Source organism: Cupriavidus sp. DF5525 (genome assembly GCF_040149425.2).
GTDB classification, from domain to species: Bacteria; Pseudomonadota; Gammaproteobacteria; order Burkholderiales; family Burkholderiaceae; genus Cupriavidus; species Cupriavidus pickettii_A.
Map to the genome: position 1 here is coordinate 804073 of NZ_CP168265.1, position 22831 is coordinate 826903.

At 67.0% G+C, this 22831-nt stretch carries 20 protein-coding genes and 1 tRNA gene; 15 read left to right on the top strand and 6 right to left on the bottom strand.

Annotated features, from left to right (window positions below; translation table 11 throughout):
• Positions 1-2 precede the first annotated feature (2 nt).
• Entirely contained in the window at positions 3-968 is a 966-nt protein-coding gene (gene trxB, locus ABNX08_RS03860) for a thioredoxin-disulfide reductase (protein WP_041681261.1), read from the bottom strand.
• A 248-nt stretch (positions 969-1216) separates the two neighbouring features.
• Here trxB and ABNX08_RS03865 point away from each other — a divergent pair, with 248 nt between their 5' ends.
• Positions 1217-3541, top strand: a complete 2325-nt coding sequence (locus tag ABNX08_RS03865) for a DNA translocase FtsK (RefSeq protein WP_022533854.1) — start codon at positions 1217-1219, stop codon at positions 3539-3541.
• Positions 3542-3619: 78 nt separating this feature from the next.
• Here the strand turns inward: ABNX08_RS03865 and ABNX08_RS03870 are convergent, their stop codons facing one another.
• On the bottom strand, positions 3620-4162 hold the full coding sequence (locus ABNX08_RS03870; protein ID WP_349609629.1) for a hypothetical protein: 543 nt from the start codon (positions 4160-4162) through the stop codon (positions 3620-3622).
• Between the two features lie 329 nt (positions 4163-4491).
• Here ABNX08_RS03870 and lolA point away from each other — a divergent pair, with 329 nt between their 5' ends.
• The 4 genes from lolA (at position 4492) to ABNX08_RS03890 (ending at position 7331) form a co-directional block, all read left to right on the top strand.
• Complete coding sequence (gene lolA, locus ABNX08_RS03875; protein ID WP_022533856.1) at positions 4492-5127, top strand: outer membrane lipoprotein chaperone LolA; 636 nt, start codon at positions 4492-4494, stop codon at positions 5125-5127.
• Between the two features lie 8 nt (positions 5128-5135).
• Positions 5136-5573, top strand: a complete 438-nt coding sequence (locus tag ABNX08_RS03880; protein WP_022533857.1) for a hypothetical protein — start codon at positions 5136-5138, stop codon at positions 5571-5573.
• A gap of 145 nt (positions 5574-5718) precedes the next feature.
• Positions 5719-6072: a hypothetical protein gene (locus tag ABNX08_RS03885; protein ID WP_022533858.1), complete on the top strand. Its 354-nt coding sequence runs from the start codon at positions 5719-5721 to the stop codon at positions 6070-6072.
• A gap of 221 nt (positions 6073-6293) precedes the next feature.
• Positions 6294-7331, top strand: coding sequence for a Fe(3+) ABC transporter substrate-binding protein (locus ABNX08_RS03890; RefSeq protein WP_022533859.1), 1038 nt, complete (start codon positions 6294-6296; stop codon positions 7329-7331).
• Between the two features lie 31 nt (positions 7332-7362).
• Here the strand turns inward: ABNX08_RS03890 and ABNX08_RS03895 are convergent, their stop codons facing one another.
• A complete protein-coding gene (locus tag ABNX08_RS03895; protein ID WP_022533860.1) occupies positions 7363-8037 on the bottom strand; it encodes a HEAT repeat domain-containing protein in 675 nt (224 codons plus the stop codon).
• A gap of 135 nt (positions 8038-8172) precedes the next feature.
• On the bottom strand, positions 8173-9816 hold the full coding sequence (locus tag ABNX08_RS03900) for an iron ABC transporter permease (protein WP_022533861.1): 1644 nt from the start codon (positions 9814-9816) through the stop codon (positions 8173-8175).
• A 145-nt stretch (positions 9817-9961) separates the two neighbouring features.
• On the opposite strand from ABNX08_RS03900, the gene ABNX08_RS03905 reads away from it, so the two are divergent.
• From ABNX08_RS03905 to ABNX08_RS03930, 6 genes are all read left to right on the top strand, one after another.
• Positions 9962-11101 (top strand): ABC transporter ATP-binding protein, encoded by a 1140-nt coding sequence (locus ABNX08_RS03905; RefSeq protein WP_022533862.1) that lies wholly within the window; start codon positions 9962-9964, stop codon positions 11099-11101.
• A 69-nt stretch (positions 11102-11170) separates the two neighbouring features.
• A complete protein-coding gene (locus tag ABNX08_RS03910; protein WP_022533863.1) occupies positions 11171-12535 on the top strand; it encodes a replication-associated recombination protein A in 1365 nt (454 codons plus the stop codon).
• 116 nt (positions 12536-12651) lie between these two features.
• On the top strand, positions 12652-13956 hold the full coding sequence (serS, locus tag ABNX08_RS03915; RefSeq protein WP_022533864.1) for a serine--tRNA ligase: 1305 nt from the start codon (positions 12652-12654) through the stop codon (positions 13954-13956).
• Between the two features lie 79 nt (positions 13957-14035).
• A tRNA-Ser gene (locus ABNX08_RS03920) sits at positions 14036-14125 on the top strand.
• Positions 14126-14296: 171 nt separating this feature from the next.
• Positions 14297-15223 carry a DUF1653 domain-containing protein gene (locus tag ABNX08_RS03925; RefSeq protein ID WP_022533865.1) on the top strand — a complete coding sequence of 309 codons (927 nt, stop codon included), beginning with the start codon at positions 14297-14299 and terminating at the stop codon, positions 15221-15223.
• Positions 15220-16344: a phosphatase PAP2 family protein gene (locus tag ABNX08_RS03930; RefSeq protein ID WP_022533866.1), complete on the top strand. Its 1125-nt coding sequence runs from the start codon at positions 15220-15222 to the stop codon at positions 16342-16344. The genes ABNX08_RS03925 and ABNX08_RS03930 overlap by 4 nt, the downstream gene beginning before the upstream one ends.
• On the opposite strand, the gene ABNX08_RS03935 is transcribed toward ABNX08_RS03930, so the two are convergent.
• Positions 16226-17545: a hemolysin family protein gene (locus ABNX08_RS03935; RefSeq protein WP_022533867.1), complete on the bottom strand. Its 1320-nt coding sequence runs from the start codon at positions 17543-17545 to the stop codon at positions 16226-16228. The two genes, ABNX08_RS03930 and ABNX08_RS03935, sit on opposite strands and share 119 nt — an antisense overlap.
• Positions 17546-17621: 76 nt before the next feature.
• Positions 17622-18602 carry a LysR family transcriptional regulator gene (locus tag ABNX08_RS03940; protein WP_022533868.1) on the bottom strand — a complete coding sequence of 327 codons (981 nt, stop codon included), beginning with the start codon at positions 18600-18602 and terminating at the stop codon, positions 17622-17624.
• Between the two features lie 125 nt (positions 18603-18727).
• Here ABNX08_RS03940 and ABNX08_RS03945 point away from each other — a divergent pair, with 125 nt between their 5' ends.
• The 4 genes from ABNX08_RS03945 to ABNX08_RS03960 all read left to right on the top strand — a co-directional run bounded on the left by ABNX08_RS03945 (position 18728) and on the right by ABNX08_RS03960 (position 22827).
• Positions 18728-20026 (top strand): D-amino acid dehydrogenase, encoded by a 1299-nt coding sequence (locus ABNX08_RS03945; RefSeq protein ID WP_349609623.1) that lies wholly within the window; start codon positions 18728-18730, stop codon positions 20024-20026.
• 117 nt (positions 20027-20143) lie between these two features.
• Positions 20144-21055: a glutamate/aspartate ABC transporter substrate-binding protein gene (locus tag ABNX08_RS03950; RefSeq protein ID WP_022533870.1), complete on the top strand. Its 912-nt coding sequence runs from the start codon at positions 20144-20146 to the stop codon at positions 21053-21055.
• A gap of 202 nt (positions 21056-21257) precedes the next feature.
• A complete protein-coding gene (locus ABNX08_RS03955; RefSeq protein WP_349609621.1) occupies positions 21258-22067 on the top strand; it encodes a transporter substrate-binding domain-containing protein in 810 nt (269 codons plus the stop codon).
• Positions 22068-22167: 100 nt separating this feature from the next.
• Entirely contained in the window at positions 22168-22827 is a 660-nt protein-coding gene (locus tag ABNX08_RS03960) for an amino acid ABC transporter permease (RefSeq protein WP_022533872.1), read from the top strand.
• Positions 22828-22831: the final 4 nt, after the last annotated feature.

Consider the following 22831-nt stretch of genomic DNA (forward strand, 5'->3'; position numbering starts at 1 on the left):
GTTTACTTCAGGTCTTCGACAAAGCGCTGCGCATCCAGCGCGGCCATGCAGCCCGTGCCGGCGCTGGTGATGGCCTGGCGGTAGACGTGGTCCTGCACGTCGCCGGCGGCGAACACGCCCGGCACGCTGGTGGCGGTGGCATCGCCCTGCAGGCCGGACTTGGTCACCAGGTAGCCGTTCTGCATCGCCAGCTGGCCTTCGAACAGGTCAGTGTTCGGCTTGTGGCCGATGGCGATGAACACGCCCGCCAGCTTCAGTTCCTCGGTCTGGTCGCTCTTGGCGTTGCGGATGCGGATGCCGGTCACGCCGGAGTCGTCGCCCAGCACTTCGTCCAGCACGCTGTCGTAGCGGACCACGATGCGGCCTTCCTTCTCGCGCTGCAGCAGGCGGTCGACCAGGATCGGCTCGGCGCGGAAGCTGTTGCGGCGGTGGATCAGGGTGACCTTGCTGGCGATGTGCGACAGGTACAGCGCCTCTTCCACGGCGGTATTGCCGCCGCCGACCACGGCCACTTCCTGGTTCTTGTAGAAGAAGCCGTCGCAGGTGGCGCAGGCCGACACGCCGCGGCCCATGAAGGCCTCTTCCGACGGCAGGCCCAGGTACTGGGCCGAGGCGCCGGTGGCGATGATCAGTGCGTCGCAGGTGTATTCGCCGGCGTCGCCGATCAGGCGGAAGGGGCGGGCCGGCTGGCCGTTCTCGTCCACCAGCTTGGCCGTATGGATGTGATCGAAGATGATTTCAGTCTTGAATTCTTCTGCATGCGCCAGCAGGCGCTGCATCAGTTCCGGACCCTGCACGCCCTTGGCATCGCCTGGCCAGTTCTCGACGTCGGTGGTGGTCATCAGCTGGCCGCCCTGTGCCAGGCCGGTGATCAGTACCGGCTCCAGGTTGGCGCGGGCCGCGTAGACCGCGGCGGTATAGCCGGCGGGACCGGAACCGAGAATCAGCACTTTTGCGTGTTTTGCCATGATGCGTTCCTGTGGCCGGTGCGGCATGAGGCCCACCGGCATTGCTCGAAAGCGACATTATAAGAGGAGCCGCATTTGCTCACTGTTGCAAATTCCAATGGGTGCGATAGTCCCTGCCCACGTTAAAATGGCCGCCACGATGACCGTGAGTCACCCAGGTCAGTCAGTACTGACTTAGGCCGGCATCGGCTTGAGACGGATCCGAGTCAAGCATTCGGAATCACCTAAAACGCGAGTCTTATCCAGGCATGGCCCGAGCTACCACGACGACCACCCGAACCGATCCCTCAGCCTTGCCATCCCGCATCGGCAAACTGCTGGGCGAGGTGCGCTGGTTCCTGCTGCTGGCTGTCACGCTGGGCTTCCTGTGCGTGCTGGCCAGCTACAGCAAGACCGATCCCGGCTGGTCGCATGCCAACCAGGTCGCCGACATCCATAACCTGGGCGGCCGCGTCGGCGCCTGGGTCGCAGATGTGCTGTTCTTTATCTTCGGCTTCTCCGCCTACTGGCTGGCTGTGCTGCTGGTGCGCCGCTGCTGGCGCGGCTGGCGCACGCTGACGGCCGAGTTGCCCGAGCACGAGGACCACCGCCAGGGCGTGGCGGTGAGCTGGATCGGCTTCGGGCTGACGCTGTTCTCCAGCATGGGGCTGGAGGCGATCCGCATGTACCCGCTGCGCGCCGCGCTGCCGCGCGCCCCGGGCGGGGTGCTGGGCGACCTGCTGGGCGGCTGGCTGCAGGTGGCGCTGGGCTTCACCGGCGCGACGCTGCTGCTGCTGTTGCTGCTGGCGATCGGGCTGTCGCTGTTCTTCCATTTCTCGTGGCTGACGGTGGCCGAGCAGATCGGCGGCTTTGTCGAGACGCTCTTCCTCGGCTTCAAGAAGCGCCGCGAGAGCAAGCAGGACCGCATCATCGGCGAGGCCGCCAAGGTCGAGCGCAAGGAAACCGTCGAGGTGCAGCGCGTGCGCATCGAGGAGGCGGCGCCGGTGCAGATCGTGCGCCCGCAGGCGGTGCCCAAGCACGAGCGCGTCGAGCGCGAGAAGCAGCAGCCGCTGTTTGCCGATATCCAGGACTCGGACCTGCCGCCGCTGGCGCTGCTGGACCCGATCCCGCCGCACCAGGAAACCGTCAGCGCCGAGACGCTGGAATTCACCTCGCGCCTGATTGAGAAGAAGCTCAAGGACTTCGGCGTCGAGGTCAAGGTCGTGGCCGCCTACCCGGGCCCGGTCATCACCCGCTATGAGATCGAGCCGGCCACCGGCGTCAAGGGCAGCCAGGTGGTCAACCTCGCGCGCGACCTGGCGCGGTCGCTGTCGCTGGTGTCAATCCGCGTGGTCGAGACCATCCCGGGCAAGAATTACATGGGGCTGGAACTGCCCAACCCCAAGCGCCAGACCGTGCGCCTGTCAGAAATCCTCGGCTCGCAGATCTACAACGAGAGCGCGTCCAGCCTGACCATGGCGCTGGGCAAGGACATCGCCGGCAAGCCGATGGTGGCCGACCTGGCCAAGATGCCGCACTGCATGGTGGCCGGTACCACCGGCTCGGGCAAGTCGGTCGGCATCAACGCGATGATCCTGTCGCTGCTGTACAAGGCCAAGGCCGAGAGTGTGCGGCTGATCCTGATCGACCCGAAGATGCTCGAAATGAGCGTCTACGAAGGCATCCCGCACCTGCTGTGCCCGGTGGTGACCGATATGCGCCAGGCCGGCAATGCGCTGAACTGGGCGGTCGGCGAGATGGAGCGACGCTACAAGCTGATGAGCAAGCTGGGCGTGCGCAACCTGGCCGGCTACAACAAGAAGATCGACGAAGCCGCGGCCCGGGAAGAGAAGATCCCGAATCCGTTCAGCCTGACCCCGGACGCACCGGAACCGCTGGAAAGGCTGCCCACCATCGTCATCGTGATCGACGAACTGGCCGACCTGATGATGGTGGTCGGCAAGAAGGTCGAGGAGCTGATCGCGCGCATCGCGCAGAAGGCACGCGCGGCCGGCCTGCACCTGGTGCTGGCGACGCAGCGGCCGTCGGTGGACGTGATCACCGGCCTGATCAAGGCCAACGTGCCGACCCGGATCGCGTTCCAGGTCAGCAGCAAGATCGATTCGCGCACCATCCTCGACCAGCAGGGCGCCGAGGCGCTGCTGGGCATGGGCGACATGCTCTACCTGGCGCCGGGCACCGGCTTGCCGGTGCGCGTGCACGGCGCCTTTGTGTCGGACGAGGAAGTCCACCGCGTGGTGGACAAGCTCAAGGAGTCCGGCGAGGCCAACTACATCGAGGGCATCCTCGAAGGCGGGCTGACCGATGACGCCGGCGGCGGAGATGGTTTTGGCGGCGGTGCCGGCATCGGCGGTGGCGGCGGCGAGGCTGACCCGCTGTACGACCAGGCGGTCGAGGTGGTGCTGAAGAACCGGCGCGCGTCGATCTCGCTGGTGCAGCGGCATCTGCGCATCGGTTACAACCGGGCTGCGCGGCTGCTGGAGGATATGGAGAAGGCAGGGCTGGTGTCGGCGATGTCGGGCAACGGTAATCGCGACATCCTGGCGCAGGGCGGCGGTGGCGGCGATGATTGACTGCAGGGACGGTAGGGGCGATACAGGTGCCGCCCACCTCCCGTAGCGGACGGAAGGCCGCCGTGCCTGTGAGGCGTACTAGCGCCGCTTGAGCAGCAGATTGAGCTTTGCGTCGATGGATTCGAAGTGCTTGTCGACGGCATCGAAGCGTGCATCGACGGCATCAAAGCGGGCGTGGACGGCATCAAAGCGGGCGTCGACCCGGTCCAGGCGCGATTCGATACGCGACAGACGTTCTTCCACCTTGTCGACACGCCCATCCAGGCGCTCCATGCGCTTGTCCACGGCATCGAAGCGGTCCGTGACCCGCTTGTCCATCTCGGAAATCCGGGCGGAGAGCGGCCCAGTCGCCTTATCGACCTTGTCCTGCGCGGACTCGTTCAGCAACGTCATCACGGAAAAGTTGAATGCCACGCCGGCCAGGATGCCTGTGCCGACCATGGCGGGGGTGAGAGTCTTCGTGTCGGCCATTTTTTTCTGTTGTGCCTCCAGTTCGATCCTGACCCGGCGCCTGGCGATCTTGTCGACCTCGTCCCGGTCCAGCCGTCGGGAGCCGTGGCCGAGCGCCCACCGACCCTCGGTGGGCTTGTCTGGATAAGCGTTGGATGTGGTTGTGTGCACCGGTGCGAACGGCCGCTTGATAGCAGAGGAGCATGCGGCCCGACGTGGAGATAGCGCTACGTGCCTTGCCCTGCTTTGTGCTCCGCGCGCGAAAGGGAAGTGTGTCGCTCGCAGTCACCATTCGCCTTGCCTCCCCATTTCGGAGGATTCGCTGACGCATGAGCGCAGTTCGTGCAGTATCTGCCGTAATATCCGGTTACCCGGCGGCGCGCGCCGTGCGGAATCCTCTGGCTGCCGCCTGCTCTAACCAGACAAGTAGCCCGTGCGGCGGCCTTCAGCTTTGGATGCCGCGCGCGGCAACGCACCCTACAACAACCAGGACCCGATCCATGCGCAACCGCATTTTCGTGTCGGCCTGCGCCGCGCTGGCGATGTTCGCCATCCAGGCGCCGGCCCATGCCGCAGCCACCGACCAGTTGCAGAGCTTTGTCACCGGCGTGAAGAGTGCGCGCGGTGAATTCACGCAGCGCCAGGTCAAGGGGCAGGGCGCCAATACCAAGGTGACCGGCACATCCAGCGGCACCTTCGTGTTCTCGCGCCCGGGCAAGTTCACCTGGCGCTATACCAAGCCCTACGAACAACTGCTGCAGGCCGACGGCCAGACGCTCTACATCTACGACAAGGACCTCAACCAGGTCACCGAGCGCAAGCTCGACGGAGCGCTCGGCTCCAGCCCCGCGGCGATCCTGTTCGGCAGCAATGACCTGGAAAAGAACTTCGTCGTGAAGAACGGTCCGACGCGCGATGGCGTGGAATGGCTGGAGCTGACGCCGAAGGCCAAGGACACGCAGTTCGAGCGCATCGGCATCGGCTTCAAGGGCGGCAACCTTGATGCCATGGAGCTGCGCGACGCGTTCGGCAACACCACGCTGCTGACCTTCTCGGGCATGCAGAAAAACCCGCCGCTGGCGGCCGATGCATTCCGGTTCACGGTGCCCAAGGGCGCCGACGTGATGAAGCAATGAGGCCCGCCATGAACGAATCCCAGGAAGGTTCAACAGGTGCCGTAGGCGCGTATCGCCGCCCCGGCTTCGCGCTGCTGGCCGGTGCCGGCGCGCTGGCGCTGGCGGCGTGCGCCAGCAGCGGTGGTGGCGCCAGCAAGTTCGATGTCGATTCCTTCCTGCGCGCGCCGGACAGCGCCTTGCCGGAAGTGCTGGGCAACCCGGCCTTCCTGCAGGCCACGCGCGTGTCCGCAAACGAATGCGCGGTGATGCTGCAATCGGCCAGCACTGGTGTGCTGGAAGACCTGCCGCCCAGCAGCAATGCGCGTGGGCCGGCGTGGTTGCTGCATCCCAAGGGCAAGCCGGAGCAGGTGTGGTTGGTGGTTAGTGAGGCGGGTGGGGAGCGGACCTGTCATGGGCCGTTGCCGGCGGATGCGATGAAGACGCTGGCGGCAAGGGCTAAGGGTTAAGGCTTCTGTGGCTGCGGGTTGCATCTTGTCGATGCTCGATGGCTTTCGCAACGCGTGCCATCGAGCAGCAAAAAGAAACTGAACCCTCCAGATCACCATGTGTCCCAGAATCCTCATGCCACGCCATACCCCTCAGGAGAACAACATGCCTGCGATGCAAACCATGATCCGTAGCCGTACCCGTCAACTGCTCTGGCTGGCAGTCGGCGGAGCGCTGCTGGCCGGTTGCGCAGCCCAGCCCGCCGAACCGTCAGCACCCGCACCGATGCCCGGCCCGCAGGGCTCGCGCGGAACCCCCGCCGGCTGCGCCGCAGACAAGGTGCCCGACGACACCCTGGTCGGCAAGCCCGAAGCCGAGGTCATCGCCCTGCTGCAAGGCTGCGCCTGGCGCCTGGGCGAGCGCGACGGCCAGCAGTTTCCCGGCACGATGGACTACAATCCCCAGCGCCGCACGCTGGGCATCATGGCCGGCAAGGTGGTGTGGGTGCGCCGCGGCTGACTGACGTATACGGCAAGCCGCTCGCGGGCATGCAGCGCGCAGGCGGCAACCCCGGGGTACCGGGCAGGCCATTTGACCCCGCTCAACCGGCCGTCAACATGACAGAAATGTAATTTGACCGCCTGAACAAGAATCAATATTGTTTCCCGCTATCCGGAATCCAATAACCGGGCGGCACCGGATGCAGGCGGCTGCCCAAAACATGCTGGGGAGCCATCCGCGTGAAGACCACTATCCGAACCTTGCTGCCGCGCGCCGCGGCACTTGCCATCCTGGCGCTGCCGCTTGCCGCCGCCGCCCAGGAAAAGGTGCTCAACCTCTATACCGCCCGGCACTACCAGACGGACGAGGCGCTGTACAACAACTTCACCAAGCAGACCGGCATCAAGATCAACCGCATCGAAGGCCAGGAAGACCCGCTGCTGGAGCGCATCCGCAATGAAGGCGCCAACAGCCCGGCGGACGTGTTCATCACCGTCGATATCGGCCGCCTGTGGCGCGCCCAGCAGGCCGGCGTGTTCGCTCCGGTCAAGTCGAAGGTGCTGGAATCGCGCATCCCGGCCAACTACCGCGATCCCAATGGCGAGTGGTTCGGCTTCTCGGCGCGCGGTCGCGTGATCGCGTACAACAAGACCGCGGTCAAGGCGGGCGATATCGCCAGCTATGAAGACCTGGCCGACCCCAAGTGGAAGGGCAAGGTCTGCACGCGTTCCAGCGGCCATGTCTACAACCTGTCGCTGGTGTCGAGCCTGATCGCCCACGACGGCGAGGCGCGCACCGAGCAATGGGCACGTGGCGTGGCCGCCAACCTGGCGCGCGTGCCCAAGGGCGGCGATACCGACCAGTTGAAGGCCGTGGCCGCCGGGGAGTGCGACGTGGCCATCTCCAACACCTACTACATCGCGCGCCTGCTGAAGTCGACCAAGCCGGAAGACAAGGCCGTGGCCGACAAGCTGGGCGTGCTGTGGCCGAACCAGTCGAGCCAGGGCGTGCACATGAACATCTCCGGCGGCGGCATGCTCAAGCATGCGCCGAACAAGGAAGCGGCGGTCAAGTTCCTGGAGTACCTGGCCAGCGACGAGGCGCAGCGCTACTTTGCCGACGGCAACAACGAATGGCCGGTGGTGCAGGGCGTCAAGGTCAGCAACCCCGCGCTGGAAGCGCTGGGCACGTTCAAGGCCGACAGCATCAACGTGGCCGAGCTGGGCAAGTACCAGCCGCAGGCGCAGAAGCTGGTGGACCGCGCCGGTTTCAAGTAAGCACACAAGTCCCGCGGTAACGCGGTTCCTGCTACAGCAGGAACCGCTTGTTCCCCGTCACCTGGGTCGGCTCGATCTTGCGGAAGGTCAGCTTCACGCTGCTGTTGAGCCGCCGACCGGCCTGCCGCCGCACCAGCGCCCGGTGCAGCAGGCCCTTGTGCCCGACCGTGCCCTCCGCATAGGGCTGGTCCGAGGCCAAGCCCAGTGTCATCGCCGCCAGCGCCTGGTTGCGCTCGGCCGCACTCATTTCCAGCAGCTTGTCCAGGGCCATGCGCGCACGCACCTGCGCGGCCAGCGCGGTGTCGCCCGGATTGGCGCGGGCGCGCTCGGCGTCCCACGGCAGCTGCACCTTGCCGGCCAGGCGGCGCAGCGCGGCGCGCAACTCGGCACCATCCATGCGGGTTTCCTGCACGATCCAGACCGCGTCATGGCGCACGGCCGCTTCGGCATCGGCCATGCGGCGCACCAGCGCGGGCAGCAGCTCGGGGGATGAGAACTGCCGCGAACGCCGGATCGCATTCAGCGCGATGCGGCGCACCTGCGGGTTGGCGTGCTCCGCCAGGTCGGCGATGACGCGCGCGGCGGCATCGGCAGAGTGGATCATCTCGGCCAGTTGGCCGGCGAGCGAGATTTCTTCCACGCCGCTCAGCTTGTTGCGGCTGACCAGCCGGTTCAACTTGAACAGCAGGATGTGGTATCGCAGCATAGGCCCCCGTCATGCGTTCTGGCGCGGCAGGCATGCCGCTGTTCTTATCCCGGGCGAGCGCCGGGCCATGAAAGGCTATCGGCGCAGCACGGCGGGACTTTAGGGCGAACGGTTCCGGACCCGGGGAGCGTGCGATCAGCGTTGCGCTTCGCGCCGGATCGTGCGCGACAGCACGATCACTGGCAGCAGGCCGACCGCCACGATCACCAGCGAGGCGGTGGCGGCTTCGGTCAGGCGCTCGTCGGCGGCAAGGTTGTAGGCCTGCACCGCCAGCGTGTCGAAGTTGAACGGGCGCATCACGAAAGTGGCCGGCAGTTCCTTCATCACGTCGACAAAGACGATCAGCGCCGCGGTCAGCAGGCTGCCGCGCAGCATCGGGAAATGCACGCGCCGCAGCGTGGCACCAGGGCCGTGGCCAAGGCTGCGTGCGGCAGCGTCCATGCTGGGCGTGATCTTGCCCAGCCCGGCGTTGACGGTCTGCAGCGCGACGCCGAGAAAACGCACCAGCAGCGCATAGACGAGCGCCGCAATGCCGCCGGTCAGCAGCAGCCCGACGGACAGTCCGAAGTGCTGCTGCAGCCAGGCCGACATCGCATTGTCCAACCGCGCCACCGGCACCAGCACGCCCACGGCGATGACTGAACCGGGCAGGGCATAGCCCATGCCGCACAGCCGCGTCAGTCCGCGCATCAGCCAGCCCCGCCGGCCGTTGGCCGCGCGCGCGGCGTAGCCGACCGCCAGCGCGACCACCACCGCCGTAAATGCCGTGGCACTGGCCAGCAGGAAGCTGTTGCGCACCAGCCCGACAAAGCGCGGGCCGAACTGCGCGTCGCCGTCGGTGAAGGCCATGCGGCACAGCATCAGTGCGGGAATCAGGAAGCCCAGCAGCACGGGCACCGCGCACACCGCCAGCGCCAGCCAGCCGCGTGCACCATCCAGTCTCCAGGCCGCAGCCCGCCGCTGGTTGCCGTAGACCTGCGCGCGGCCGCGGCTGGCGCGTTCCATCAGCAGGATGGCAGCGACGAACAGCAGCATGCACGCCGACAACTGCGCGGCGGCGTTCTTGTCGCCGAGCGAGAACCAGGCGCGGTAGATGCCCGTGGAAAAGGTAGGGATGGCGAAGTAGGCCACCGTGCCGAAGTCGGCCAGCGTCTCCATCATTGCCAGCGCGGTGCCGGCGACGATGCCGGGACGCGCCAGCGGCAGCACCACGCGCCAGAGCCGGCTCCACGTACCGTGGCCGAGCAGCTGCGCGGCTTCGAGCGTGTTCTGGGTTTGCTGCAGGAAGGCGGCGCGTGCAGTCAGGTAGACGTACGGGTACAGCACCAGCGAAAACAGCGCGATCGCCCCGCCCAGCGAGCGAATTTCCGGGAACCAGTATTCGCGTGCCTTCCAGCCGGTCAGTTCGCGCAGCCAGCCCTGTACCGGCCCGGCGAACTGCAGCACATCGGTGTAGGCGTAGGCGATGACATAGGCTGGCATCGCCATCGGCAGCACCAGCGCCCATTCCATCACCGAGTACCCGGGGAAGCGATAGGTCGACACCAGCCAGCCGGTGGTCACGCCCAGCAGCAGCACGCCCGCGGCCACCCCCAGCAGCAACCAGACCGTATTGAGCACGTATTCCGCCAGCACGGTGTCGATCAGGTGGCGCCAGGTGTCTCCGGCCGGCAGCAGCACAGCCGACGCGATCACCAGCACCGGCACGGCGATCAGCAACGCCATCGCCAGCGTGGCGAGGGTCAGGGGATGGAAGCGGCGGCGGCTGGACAGGAGCATGCGTCGGAAAGTAAGCGGAAATGCGTCGCGCAGCGCACGGCGTGGCGCCGGCGCCGCGTGCGGGCTGCCGCATTCTAGCAATGCGGGGCATACTGCGGCCGCGTGCGGGGGCGCGGTGTCCGCACTGTATCCCTATAATGCGCACATGCGAACCGATTCCTATTCCCGATTACCCGGGGCCCAGGCCCGCAGCCGGCCGGCCACCCGCGCCGGCGCGGCCGGGGCAGCCGATAGCGCCACCAACGCCGCCGTCATCGAGGTGGACCATATCCGCCACGCCTTCGGCCGCCAAGCGGTGGTCAAGGGGCTGTCGTTCTCGGTGCCGCGGGGCAATATCGCCTGCCTGCTCGGGCCGAGCGGCTGCGGCAAGACCACGGTGCTGCGCGCCATTGCCGGCTTCGAACCGCTGCAGGACGGGTGCATCGTGCTGGACGGGCAGACGGTGTCCTCGTCCGGATTGATGCTGGCGCCGGAACAGCGCCGCATCGGCATGGTGTTCCAGGACTATGCGTTGTTTCCGCACCTGGACGTGGCTGGCAACGTCGGCTTCGGGCTGACGCAGGCGAGCCGCGCCGAGCGCGCGGCGCGGGTCGACGAGGTGCTGCAGCTGGTCGGCCTCGCCGGCGCGGGCCCCAAGTATCCGCATGAGCTCTCTGGCGGCCAGCAGCAGCGCGTGGCGCTGGCGCGCGCCATGGCGCCGCGGCCGGAGTTGCTGCTGCTCGACGAGCCGTTCTCCAACCTCGACGTCGACCTGCGCGAGCGCCTGAGCCTGGAGGTGCGCGCGATCCTGAAGGCGCAGGGCACCACCGCGATCCTGGTCACGCACGACCAGTACGAGGCCTTTGCCATGGCCGACGAGATCGGCGTGATGCACGACGGCGTGATCGAGCAGTGGGGCAGCGCGCACGACCTGTACCACCGGCCGACGTCGCGCTTTGTCGCGGGCTTTATCGGGCAGGGCGTGCTGATGCCGGGCCGCCTGCGCGCCGGCTCCGAGATCGACCTTGAGTTGGGCCTGCTGCGCCCCATTGCGCCGCTGGCGCTGCCCGAAGGCGCCGCCGTCGATGTGCTGGTGCGCCCGGACGACATCGTCCATGACGACGCCAGCCCGATGCGCGCCGAGGTGGTCCACAAGGCTTTCCGCGGTGCCGAGATTCTGTACACGCTGCGCCTGGCCAGCGGCGGCCGCGTGCTGGCGCTGGTGCCGTCACACCACAACCACGCGGTGGGAGAGCTGATCGGCATCCGCGTCGAGATTGAAGACGTGGTGGCGTTTGCCGCGTAGCAGGCACGGGAGCCTTGGGGTGCCGATGGTCTACACTGTGGCGTTCTGCATTCACAAGGCTTGATTACCGTGGCGGACACGCTGTTTTCCGATACTCCCGACCGTTCCCGGCAACCGCTGGCCGAGCGCCTGCGCCCGCGCACCATCGACGAGGTGATCGGGCAGCAGCACTTGCTGGGTCCCGGCAAGCCGCTGCGCGTGGCGTTCGAGTCGGGCGAGCCACATTCGATGATTCTGTGGGGCCCGCCCGGCGTGGGCAAGACCACGCTGGCGCGGCTGATGGCCGATGCCTTCGACGCCGAGTTCATCGCGCTGTCGGCGGTGCTGTCGGGCGTCAAGGACATCCGCGAGGCGGTCGAGCGCGCCGAGCAGTTCCGCGCACACGGCCGGCGCACGCTGGTGTTCGTCGACGAAGTCCACCGCTTCAACAAGAGCCAGCAGGACGCGTTCCTGCCGCATGTGGAAAGCGGGCTGTTCACCTTTATCGGCGCCACCACCGAGAACCCCTCGTTCGAGGTCAACGGCGCTTTGCTGTCGCGCGCGGCGGTCTACGTGCTCAAGAGCCTGGACGATGCCGAGCTGACCCAGCTCGCCACGCGTGCGAGCGAAGAGCTGGGCGGCCTGAGCTGGCAGGACGAAGCGCTGCAGCTGATCGTGGCCTCGGCCGATGGCGACGGGCGCAAGCTGCTGAACAATATCGAGATCGTGGCGCGCGCCGCGCGCACCGCCGGCGCCGCGCAGATCGATACCGCGCTGCTGGGCAGCGCGCTGTCGGAAAACCTGCGCCGCTTCGACAAGGGCGGCGATGCCTTCTACGACCAGATCAGCGCACTGCACAAGTCCGTGCGCGGCTCCGACCCCGACGCCGCGCTGTACTGGTTTTGCCGCATGATCGACGGCGGCGCCGACGCGCGCTACCTGGCGCGGCGCATCGTGCGCATGGCGTGGGAAGACATCGGCCTGGCCGATCCCCGTGCCGCGCGCATCACGCTGGACGCGGCGGAAACGTATGAGCGTCTCGGCTCCCCGGAAGGCGAACTGGCGCTGGCGCAGGCGCTGATCTACCTGGCGGTGGCGCCCAAGTCCAACGCCGGCTACAACGCCTACAACGCGGCGCGCGCCTTTGTCGGCAAGGACAAGTCGCGCGCGGTGCCGGTGCACCTGCGCAATGCGCCGACCAAGCTGATGAAGGAACTCGGCTACGGCCACGCCTACCGCTATGCGCATGACGAGCCCGAAGCCTACGCCGCCGGCGAGCACTACTTTCCGGACGACCTGAAAGCCCAGGGCTGGTACCAGCCGGTGCCGCGAGGCCTGGAGGGCAAGATTGCCGAGAAGCTGCGCCACCTGCGCGAACTGGACGATGCCTGGCACCGCGAGCAGCGCGCCGCCAAGGCCAGGGACGGTGGCAAGGGCGGCAAGGCGGGCGAGTAGGCCCTGACTGAATAGCGGCGGCATCCCGCCGCAGTTTGCTCGTGTGCGGCCATGCGGGTGCAGTAAAATGGCGGGTCCGCCGGCATGTCGCTGGCCCTGCACTTCACCAAAGCAACATGCTCGACATCCAGCTGTTCCGCAAAGACATCGACGCCGTGGCGCAACGCCTTGCCACGCGCGGCTACCAACTCGACGTGGCGGCGTTCCAGGCACTCGAGGCCGAACGCAAGCAACTGCAGACCCAGACCGAAGAACTGCAGGCGCGTCGCAACAGCCTGTCCAAGCAGATCGGCATGCTCAAGGGCAAGGGCGAGGACGCCTCGGCTGTGATGACGGAAGTCGGCGGCATCGGCGACACGCTCAAGGCCTCGGCCGCGCGGCTCGACGAGATCCAGGCGCACCTGTCCGAACTGATGCTGTCGATCCCAAACCTGCCGCACGAAAGCGTGCCGGTGGGCAACGACGAAACCCAGAACGTCGAGGTGCGCCGCGTGGGCGAGCCGCGCCAGTTCGACTTCGAAGTGCGCGACCACGTCGACGTGGGCGAGAAGCTGGGCCTGGACTTCGACACCGCGGTCAAGGTGACCGGCTCGCGCTTTTCGATGCTGCGCGGCGGCCTCGCGCGCATGAACCGCGCCCTGGTGCAGCTGATGCTTGACACCCATACGCAGGAACACGGCTACACCGAGATGTACGTGCCGTACATGGTCAACGCCGCGTCGATGCGCGGCACCGGCCAGCTGCCCAAGTTCGAGGAAGACCTGTTCAAGGTGCCGCGCAAGGTCGGCAGCGAGGAAGGCGAGCGCATCGAGAACTTCTACCTGATCCCGACCGCCGAGGTGCCGCTGACCAATATCGTGCGCGACGCCATCGTCGCGGGCGAGAAGCTGCCGCTGCGCTTCGTCGCGCATACGCCGTGCTTCCGCTCGGAAGCGGGCTCGTACGGCAAGGACACGCGCGGCATGATCCGCCAGCACCAGTTCGACAAGGTCGAGCTGGTCCACGTGGTGCCGGCCGGGCAATCGTTCGAGGCGCTGGAGGAACTGACCGGCCATGCCGAGGCAATCCTGAAAAAGTTGGAACTGCCGTTCCGCACCATCGTGCTGTGCACCGGCGACATGGGCTTCGGCAGCACCAAGACCTATGACCTGGAAGTGTGGATCCCCGCGCAGAACACCTACCGCGAGATCAGCTCGTGCTCGAACATGGGCGACTTCCAGGCGCGCCGCATGCAGGCGCGCATGCGCGTAGGGCAGGGCAAGCCGGAGCTGGTGCATACGCTCAACGGTTCGGGCCTGGCGGTGGGCCGCACGCTGGTGGCGATCCTGGAGAACTACCAGAACGCCGACGGCTCGGTCACGGTGCCGACTGCGCTGCAGTCGTACATGGGCGGCATCACGCGGCTGGAGCCTGAGGCGTAAAAAATCCGTTGTCAGCCTCTTGCATCGGCCTGCAGGACATGGCTATAATCTTGGTTTCGCCACAAGGCAACAAGTTACCGGAGAGGTGGCAGAGTGGTCGAATGTACCTGACTCGAAATCAGGCGTACCGGCGACGGTACCGTGGGTTCGAATCCCACCCTCTCCGCCATTGATAAGAAGCTGCCCGGTTCGCCGGGCAAGCAACAACCTGTAGTTACACTCGGACCGACGCACTGTGAAAGCAGGCGTCGGTTTTGTTTTTTTGCGGCCGGCAAAGCGCCGCAGCGCTCACCCCAACCGCGGGCGCGCAAGCGGCATGACGTAGTGCCGGTGCACTATCATGGCGATCCGCCATGCAGGATGCCGCACGATGACACAGCCGCCCGCCAACAACCCCTTCGCACCGGTCTTCCACGGCGATCCCGCCGAGCTTCCAACCGACTCCGCCCTGATCGCCGGCATGCCGTACCGCCACTACAAGGGTGGCGCCTATGCCGTATTCGGCATCGGCCGGCTCGAGGCCGACCTGGCGCCGGTGGTGGTCTATCGCGCGATGCGCGACCCGTCCTTGCTGTGGGTGCGCCGCGCCGATGTGTTCACCGAACCGGTTGCCACGCCGCAGGGCGAAGTGCCGCGCTTTGCGCCGGACTGGCCGGCTGCGCTGGCGTGCCTGCATTTCCTGCCGCGCAAGTCGGTGCTGGACGTGCTGGCGCTGCACGACACGCCGTACCGGCACTATCACGACCGCCGGCATATCCTTGAGATGTTCGATGCCGCCCACGCGCGCGGCATTGTGCTCGACCGCGCGCAGGCGCTGGCGGTGCTGTGCCATGACGCGGTCTATGTAGCCGGGTGCGAGCACAACGAGGCAGCGTCGGCCGCCCTGATCGAAACGGTGGCGCCCGACGTGGGCCGCGCCGTGCTGGACCGCGCCGCGCAGATCGTGCTCGACACCCGCGCGCATACCGCCAGCATTGCCGAATCCGCGACCGTGCTCGACCTCGACCTGCTCAGGCTGGCCGCGGCGCCGGACGTGTTCGATGCGCATAGCCAGGACGTGTTCGCCGAGAACCGCGCGCTGCTGGCCGCGCGCACCGGCCTGCAAGGCGAGGCGCTGCAGGCCGAATTTCTGCGCCGCCGCGCCGCATTCCTGAACCAGCTGGCGCAGCGCCCGCAGCTCTTCCTGACCGATGACTTCGCCGATTGCGAGGCGCCGGCACGCGCCAATATCGCGCGCATCGTCAGCGCGGCCGGGGGCGTCCGATGATTGACGTACCGGCGCGCGCGAGCGCTTTCGCTGACGCATGGCTGACGCCAGGCACGGCGCTCGGGCTGCTGGCGCTGTTCACGCTGGTCACGGTGTTGCTGCTGAGCCTGGTGCCGCTGCTGGTCGCGTTGCTGCGGCCGGTGGTGCGCCGGCTCGACCAGTGGCGCCTGTGGGGCGCCGGCGCTTTGTCGGGGCGGCCGCGGCGCACGCGGCTGACCAACCTCACGCTGCGCGTGCTGGAACGCGAGGTTGCGGAGTTGCTGGTGGTGGTGCTGGCCGGCGCCGCGCTGCTGGCCAGCGGCGGCGCGTTGTTCTGGCTCGCCGGTGCCGTGGCCGAAGGCGATGAGGTGGTGCATATCGATCAGATGGTGTTCGCGCAACTGCGCGCATGGCGCACCGACTGGCTCGATATCGCGATGGTCGCCGTGACCGAACTCGGCGGTGCGCGCATTTCCGTGACCGTGGGCGTGGCGGTGTTTGCCTGGCTTTGGTGGCGGCGTGCGTGGACCGCGGCGCTGTACTGGGCCGCCGCGCTGCTGGGCGCGCGTGCCTGCGTGATGGCGCTGAAGCTGGGCATGGCGCGCGTGCGCCCGGCCAGCATCTATACCGGGCTGGAGTCGTATTCCTTCCCTAGCGGCCATGCCACCAGCAGCATGGTGACATACGGCTTCCTGGCCTTCCTGATGTGCCTGCGCCAGCCGTGGCGCGTGCGCATCCCGGTACTGGCGCTGACTGTGGTGGCGGTGGCGGCGATCGGGGTGTCACGGCTGTACCTGGGCATGCACTGGCTGTCGGACGTGGCCGCTGGCTATGCGCTGGGACTGGCGTGGATCGCGCTGCTCGGCACCGCGTACCACACGCTGCACGTGCCGGCGCCGAAGGAGTCGGTGGCGCCGTGGCGGCTGGGCGTGGTGGCAGCGGCAGCGGTGGTGATCTCGGGCAGCTACGTGGCGTGGTTCAGGATGCCGGATACGCTGGAGCGCTACCGCCAGGCAGAGTCAGCTACGCCAGCGGTGCTGGCGCTGCACCTTCCTGCCCATCCGGCAGGCGCGACACCAGCAGCTGGTCGATCTTGTGATGGTCGATGTCCAGCACTTCGAAGCGATAGCCCGCCACGGTGATCGACTCCGATTTCTTCGGAATGCGCTTGAGCGCGTAGATTACCAGCCCGCCCGCGGTATCGACATAGTCTTCGCCCGGCAGGGTGTCGAGCTCCAGCGCCTTTTTCAGGTCCACCAGCGGCGTCAGGCCGTCGACCAGCCATGAGCTGTCGTCGCGCCGCACGATCTGCTCGTCTTCGTTGGAATAGAGGATGTCGCCCATCAGCGCGCCGACGATATCGTCCAGCGTGACGATGCCCACCACCAGCCCGTACTCGTTCATCACCACGGCAAAGTTCTGGTGCATCTCGCGGAAGCGCGTCAGCGCCTCGGACAGGGTCAGCGTGTCGGGGATCACCAGCACGTTCTTGTCGTGGTGGCGGCCGATATTGTTGATCACGGTGGCGCTCTCGTCCGCCAGCAGCAGCTGCAGGATGTCCTTGGAATCGATATAGCCCTGCACGTCGTCCAGGTCGTGCCCGCACACCGGGTATTGCGCGTGCGGCTGGTTGACCAGCTTGCGGCGCACGCTGTCGGCGGGTTCGTCGAGACTCAGGTAGACCACGTCGTCGCGCGGCGTCATGATCGCCGTAATGCTCTTGAACTCGAGCTCGAACACATTCTCGATCAGATGGAGTTCGTGCTTGTGCAGCACGCCCGCCTCGGCCCCGGCATCGACCATCGCGGCGATGTCCTCGGTGGTGATCTGGTCGACCGGCTTGGTCGGCAGTCGCAGCAGCCGCAGCGTGGCATCGGCGGCGGCGTTGAAGATCCACACCAGCGGCTTGAGCACGCGCAGCAGCGTCAGCATCGGGTCGATCACCGCCACCGCGCACCGCTCAGGGAAGGTCATGGCGATGCGCTTGGGGATCAGGTCGGCAAACTGGATAAACAGCAGCGTCACGATCAGGAACGAGCCGATATTGGCCACGCGCTGGGCGTGGACCACCTGCATATAGGGCGACAGCGCTTCCAGCAGCAGGTCCGACACATGCTTCTCGCCCAGGATACCGGCGAGGATGGCCACGCTGTTGACGCCGATCTGCACGATGGTGAAGAAATTCCCGGGCTCTTCCTTGAGCAGCAGTACGCGCGTGGCGCGGCCATCGCCGCGCTCGGACAGGACTTGCAGCTTGGTGCGGCGTGCGGCGGTCAGCGCGATCTCGGAGACCGAGAAGAAGGCGCTGACTAGGACGAGGGCGAGCAGGGTCAGGATGAACATAGGATTGGCGCGTGCAAGCTGTACTTGCAGGCGGCTTGATGATGGTGCACGGCGCGCGGGGCTGTCAAATCGGCTGTCAGATCGGCTGTAAAGCGCGGCTTCTGGTGCCGGCCGGTGCGTCAAAGCTGACGGCCGGCGCTTCCAGCCGCTGCGGCAGCGTCGCGGCCAGTTCCTGCGCGGCGAGGGCGAACTGCGTGCGCAGGTCGTCGGCCAGGCTGGAACCGGCGCGGTGGCTGGCGCGCAGCAGCTGGATCTCGAACGGCAGCACCGGCGTCACCTCGTGCAGCGCCACGCGCTCCGGGCTGGCGCTGAGCGCCGTGTACTGGTCCAGCAGCGTCATGCCCAGCCCGGCGTCGACCAATGCCAGCGCCAGCGAGTAGGTCTGCACCTCCAGCGTCGAGCGCGGCTCCAGTGCGTGCCGCGCCAGGGTCTGGCGCACCAGCAGGCCGAGCGAGCTGTTGTCGTCATAGCCGATAAAGGGGCGTTCCATCAACCGCTGCATCGGCACTAGTTGGCGGCGACCGCCGGCGGGCAGCGGCTGGCCGCGCGGCACCGCCAGCAGCATGCGGCCGCTGGCCACCGGCTCGCTTGAAATCGCCTCATGGCGCGGCGGGGAAAAGGCAAAGCCCAGGTCGATCTGGTTGGCCAGCAGCGCGCCGACGATCTCGTCGGTATGGTGGGTCAGCACCTGCACCTGGGTGTCGGGGTGGCGCGCGCAGAAGCGCCGCACCGCCGGCACCAGCAGCGGGTTGGCCAGGCTGGGCGTGGCGGCCACGCGCAGGCGCCCGGCGCCCTTGTGGCGCAGGCTCTCCGAGACGCGGCGCACGCGCTCGATCTCGCCATATAGCCTTTCGACATCGCCATACAGCGCGGTCGCCTCCTGCGTGGCCTGCAGCCGGCCGCGCACGCGCTCGAACAGCCGGAAGCCGAGCGAGGCCTCGGCATGCTGCAGCACGCGCGTGACCACCGGCTGCGACACATGCAGCAGGCGCGCGGCCTCGCTGACGGTGCCGGTCAGCATCACGGCGCGGAAGACTTCGATCTGGCGCAAGCGCATGGGTTTGAAGTGTCAGGAAAGGCCATCCATAGCCTGATGACATATTCTGACACGTATTCGCATTGGGCAAGCCGGCGCCGCTGCTCTACGCTCTGGCCCATCGGTTTCAATGCACAAGGATGGCAATGCGGGTAGTGATCGTGGGCGCCGGGGTGGTCGGCATGACGACGGCGTGGCGCCTGGCCGAGGACGGCCATGAGGTGACGGTGCTGGAGCGTCACAACGGGCCGGGCGAGGAGACCAGCTTTGCCAACGGCGGCCAGCTCAGCTACAGCTATGTGGCGCCGCTGGCGGGCCCGGGCGTGATGTCCAAGGTGCCGGGCTGGCTGCTGCGGCGCGATTCGCCGATGCGCTTCCGCCCCGCAGCCGACCCGGCGCAGTGGCGCTGGCTGGCGGCCTTCATGGGCGCCTGCAACGCCGCCACCAGCGAGGCCACCACGCGCAAGCTGCTGCGGCTGGGGTTCTATTCGCGCGACCTGATGCAGGCTTTCGTCGAACAGCACCAACATCGGCACCAGCACGACGGCGGCGGCGCCGGCTTCGATTTTGCGCGGCGCGGCAAGCTGGTGGTGCACCGGGATGCGGCCGCGTTCGCCTCGGCTTGCCGGCTGCTCGATTACCAGGCCAGCCTGGGCTGCGAGCAGCAGGCGCTGGACCGTGACGCCTGCGTGGCGCTGGAGCCCGCGCTGGCCGGCATCCGCGCCGGTATTGCGGGCGCCATCTACACGCCTAGCGAGGAAGTCGGCGACTGCCACCGCTTCTGCGTATCGCTGGCACGGTTGCTGCAAGACAGCGGCGCCCGGCCGGGCGTGTCGATGCGCTTCGGCACCAGCGTGCAGGGGCTGGTGCAACAGGGCGGCCGCGTCACCGGCGTGCACACCGACACCGGCGTGGTGCCGGCCGACGTGGTCGTGGTGGCGGGCGGTATCGGCAGCGTGCCGCTGCTGCGGCCGCTGGGCGTGCGGCCGATGCTGTGGCCGCTCAAGGGTTACAGCATCACGGTGCCGATCGCCAGCGGCGCGCGCGCACCGCATATCAGCGTGACCGATTTCGCCAACAAGATCGTTTATGCCCGCATCGGCAATACACTGCGGGTGGCGGGCATGGCCGACCTGGTGCGCGGCGGTACCCGCATCGACCCGGAGCGGGTCGGCACCCTGGTGGCGCAGACGCGCGCGCTCTTCGACGGCATCGTGCCCGACCTGCCGCTGGCGCAGCTGCAGCCCTGGGCCGGGCTGCGCCCGGCGACGCCCGACGGCCTGCCGCTGGTCGGGCCGTCGCGGGTGTCCGGCCTGTGGCTGAACCTTGGCCACGGCGCGCTGGGCTTTACGCTGGCCATGGGCAGTGCCGGCCTGCTGGCCGACCGGCTGGCTGGGCGGCGCCCCACCATCGACGCAGGGGATTTCGATGCCGCACGCGCCTAGCGCCGCCGGCATGCATCGGTTTTTGCAGTACCCGTGAGTTCGCAACTCATGACGCAGTAAGCGAAGCAGTCCACAAAACGAGCCTCAATGAACAAGCCCCACTACAAGGAGCGCGACATGAAACCACTGCACACCCGACGACCCGCCACCCGCCGCACGCTCGCGGCCGCCGCCCTGTTGCTGGCTGCCGGCGCCGCCCAGGCCGCCGACGGCGACACGCTGAAGAAGATCAAGGACAGCGGCGTGATCTCGCTGGGCTATCGCGAATCGTCGATCCCATTCTCGTACACCGACGGCAAGGAGGTGATGGGCTACTCGCACGAGATCCTGCTGCAGATCGTCGAGAAGGTGAAGAGCGATCTCAAGATGCCCAACCTGCAGGTGCGCATGACGCCGATCACTTCGCAGAACCGCATCCCGCTGGTGCAGAACGGCACCATCGATATCGAATGCGGCAGCACCACCAACAACCTGGAGCGCCAGAAGCAGGTGGCATTCTCCAACAGCCTGTTCGTCTACGGCATCAAGATGCTGACCAAGAAGGATTCGGGCGTGAAGGAGTTCACCGACCTGAAGGACCGCAACGTGGTCACCACCGCCGGCACCACCGGCGAGCGTCTCCTGGTCAAGATGAATGGCGAGAAGGCCATGAACATGAACCTGATCAGCACCAAGGACCATGGCCAGTCCTTCCTGATCCTGGAAACCAACCGCGCCGCGGCCTTCGTCATGGACGAGCCGCTGCTGTACGGCGAGCGCACCAAGGCCAAGAGCGCGGGCGACTGGGTGGTGGTCGGCGCACCACTGCAGACGGAGAACTACGCCTGCATGTTCCGCAAGGACGATCCTTCGTTCAAGAAGCTGGCCGATGGCGTGATCGCCGAGCTGCAGACCAGCGGCCGCGCCGAGAAGCTCTACAACAAGTGGTTCATGGCACCGATCCCGCCGCGCGGCATCAATATGAATTACCCGCTCTCGGCCGACATGAAGGCGCTGTTCGCGGCGCCGAACGACAAGGCCTACCAGTAAGGGCAGGGCGGTGCCGCCGTGGCGCTGACTCGGCCCGGCGGTTATTTAGCCATAATGAATCGTTATTTCCTCGTTGATAGTGTTTGCGGTAGTGTTGAGCCCGATATAGGCTCATAGCAGCACAACCGGCCGGCGGCCCTTCACGAGAGGTCGTCGGCGCTGTCTGCATACTTACTGCTTATCCGCATCCACTGGAGAACATATGCGATCGATTCGAACTGGCTGGCTCAAATCCCTGCTGGCCGCCTCGCTGCTTGCCGGCGCCGGCCTCACCGCTACCGCGGCAAATGCCGCCGACCTGCTCGACACCGTCAAGCAGGCCGGCGTGCTGAAGATCGGCCTGGAGGGCACGTATCCCCCGTTCGGCTTCCGCGGCGCGAAGAACGAGCTGGAAGGGTTCGACGTCGACGTGGCGCGCGCGGTCGCGGGCAAGCTGGGCGTCAAGCCGGAGTTCGTCACCACCGAATGGAGCGGCATCATCGCCGGCCTGCAGGCGGGCAAGTTCGATGTGATCGTCAACCAGGTCGCCGCCACGCCGCAGCGCAAGCAGGCGCTGGATTTCTCCAAGCCCTACGTTTACTCCGAAGCGCAGCTGATCCAGCGCAAGGATGACAAGCGAGAGTTCAAGTCGCTGGAAGCGCTCAAGGGCCACAAGCTCGGCGTGAGCCTGGGCAGCAACTACAATGACCTGGCCAAGTCGGTGCCCGGCATCGACGTCAAGACCTATCCGGGCGCGCCCGAATACCTGCGCGACCTGGCGGCGCAGCGCGTCGACGCCGCGCTCAATGACCGCCTGATGGTCGCTTACCTGATCAAGACGGCCAACCTGCCGCTGCGCCCGGGCGCGGTGGTGCCGGGCGCCAGCTCGGAAGTCGCGATCCCGTTCCGCAAGGACAACCCCAAGTTTGCCCAAGCGATCGACCGCGCGCTGGATGACCTGCGCAAGGATGGCACGCTGACCAAGCTGTCGGCGAAGTGGTTCGGCACTGACGTGACCAAGCCAGCCAAGTAAGCAGGGGCGGTATCATGTCGCGGCGCGGCGGCCCCGGAGGGCTGCCGCGCCGCTTGCCATTTGCGCCGTCCGTTCATCTTCCTACGTCTCCGCCGCCTTCATGTCCGCTCTCCAGCTCGTCATCGATTCCCTGCCTGTGCTGCTGCAGGGCACGCTGCTGACCATCAAGTTCGCGTTGTGGTCGATGGTCTTCGGGCTGATGCTGGGGACGGTGGTGGCGCTGATGGGCATCAGCCACAGCCGCGTGCTCAAGGCAGTGGCGCGCACCTATGTCAGCATCATGCGCGGCACGCCGCTGCTGGTGCAGATCTTTGTCGTCTACTACGGGCTGCCCGGTGTTGGCATCGCGCTGGAACCCACCCCGGCGGGCGTGCTGACGCTCAGCCTGAACGTCGGCGCCTACCTGTCCGAGAGCATGCGCGGCGCAATCCTGGGCGTGGCGCGCGGTCAATGGCTGGCGGCCTACAGCCTGGGGCTGACGCCGGCGCAGGCGTTGCGCTACGTGGTCGGGCCGCAGGCGCTGCGGCTGGCAGTGCCGAGCCTGTCCAACAGCCTGATCAGCCTGATCAAGGACACCTCGCTGGTGTCGGTGATCACCGTGACTGAGCTGCTGCGCACGGCGCAGGAGGTGATCGCGGCCACTTACCAGCCATTGCCGCTGTACCTGGCGGTGGCGGCGATCTACTGGGTGTTAAGCACGGGCTTGTCCGGGTTGCAGCATATGCTGGAGCGGCGCTTGTCGCTGCCGGGGCGGCACTGAGCGC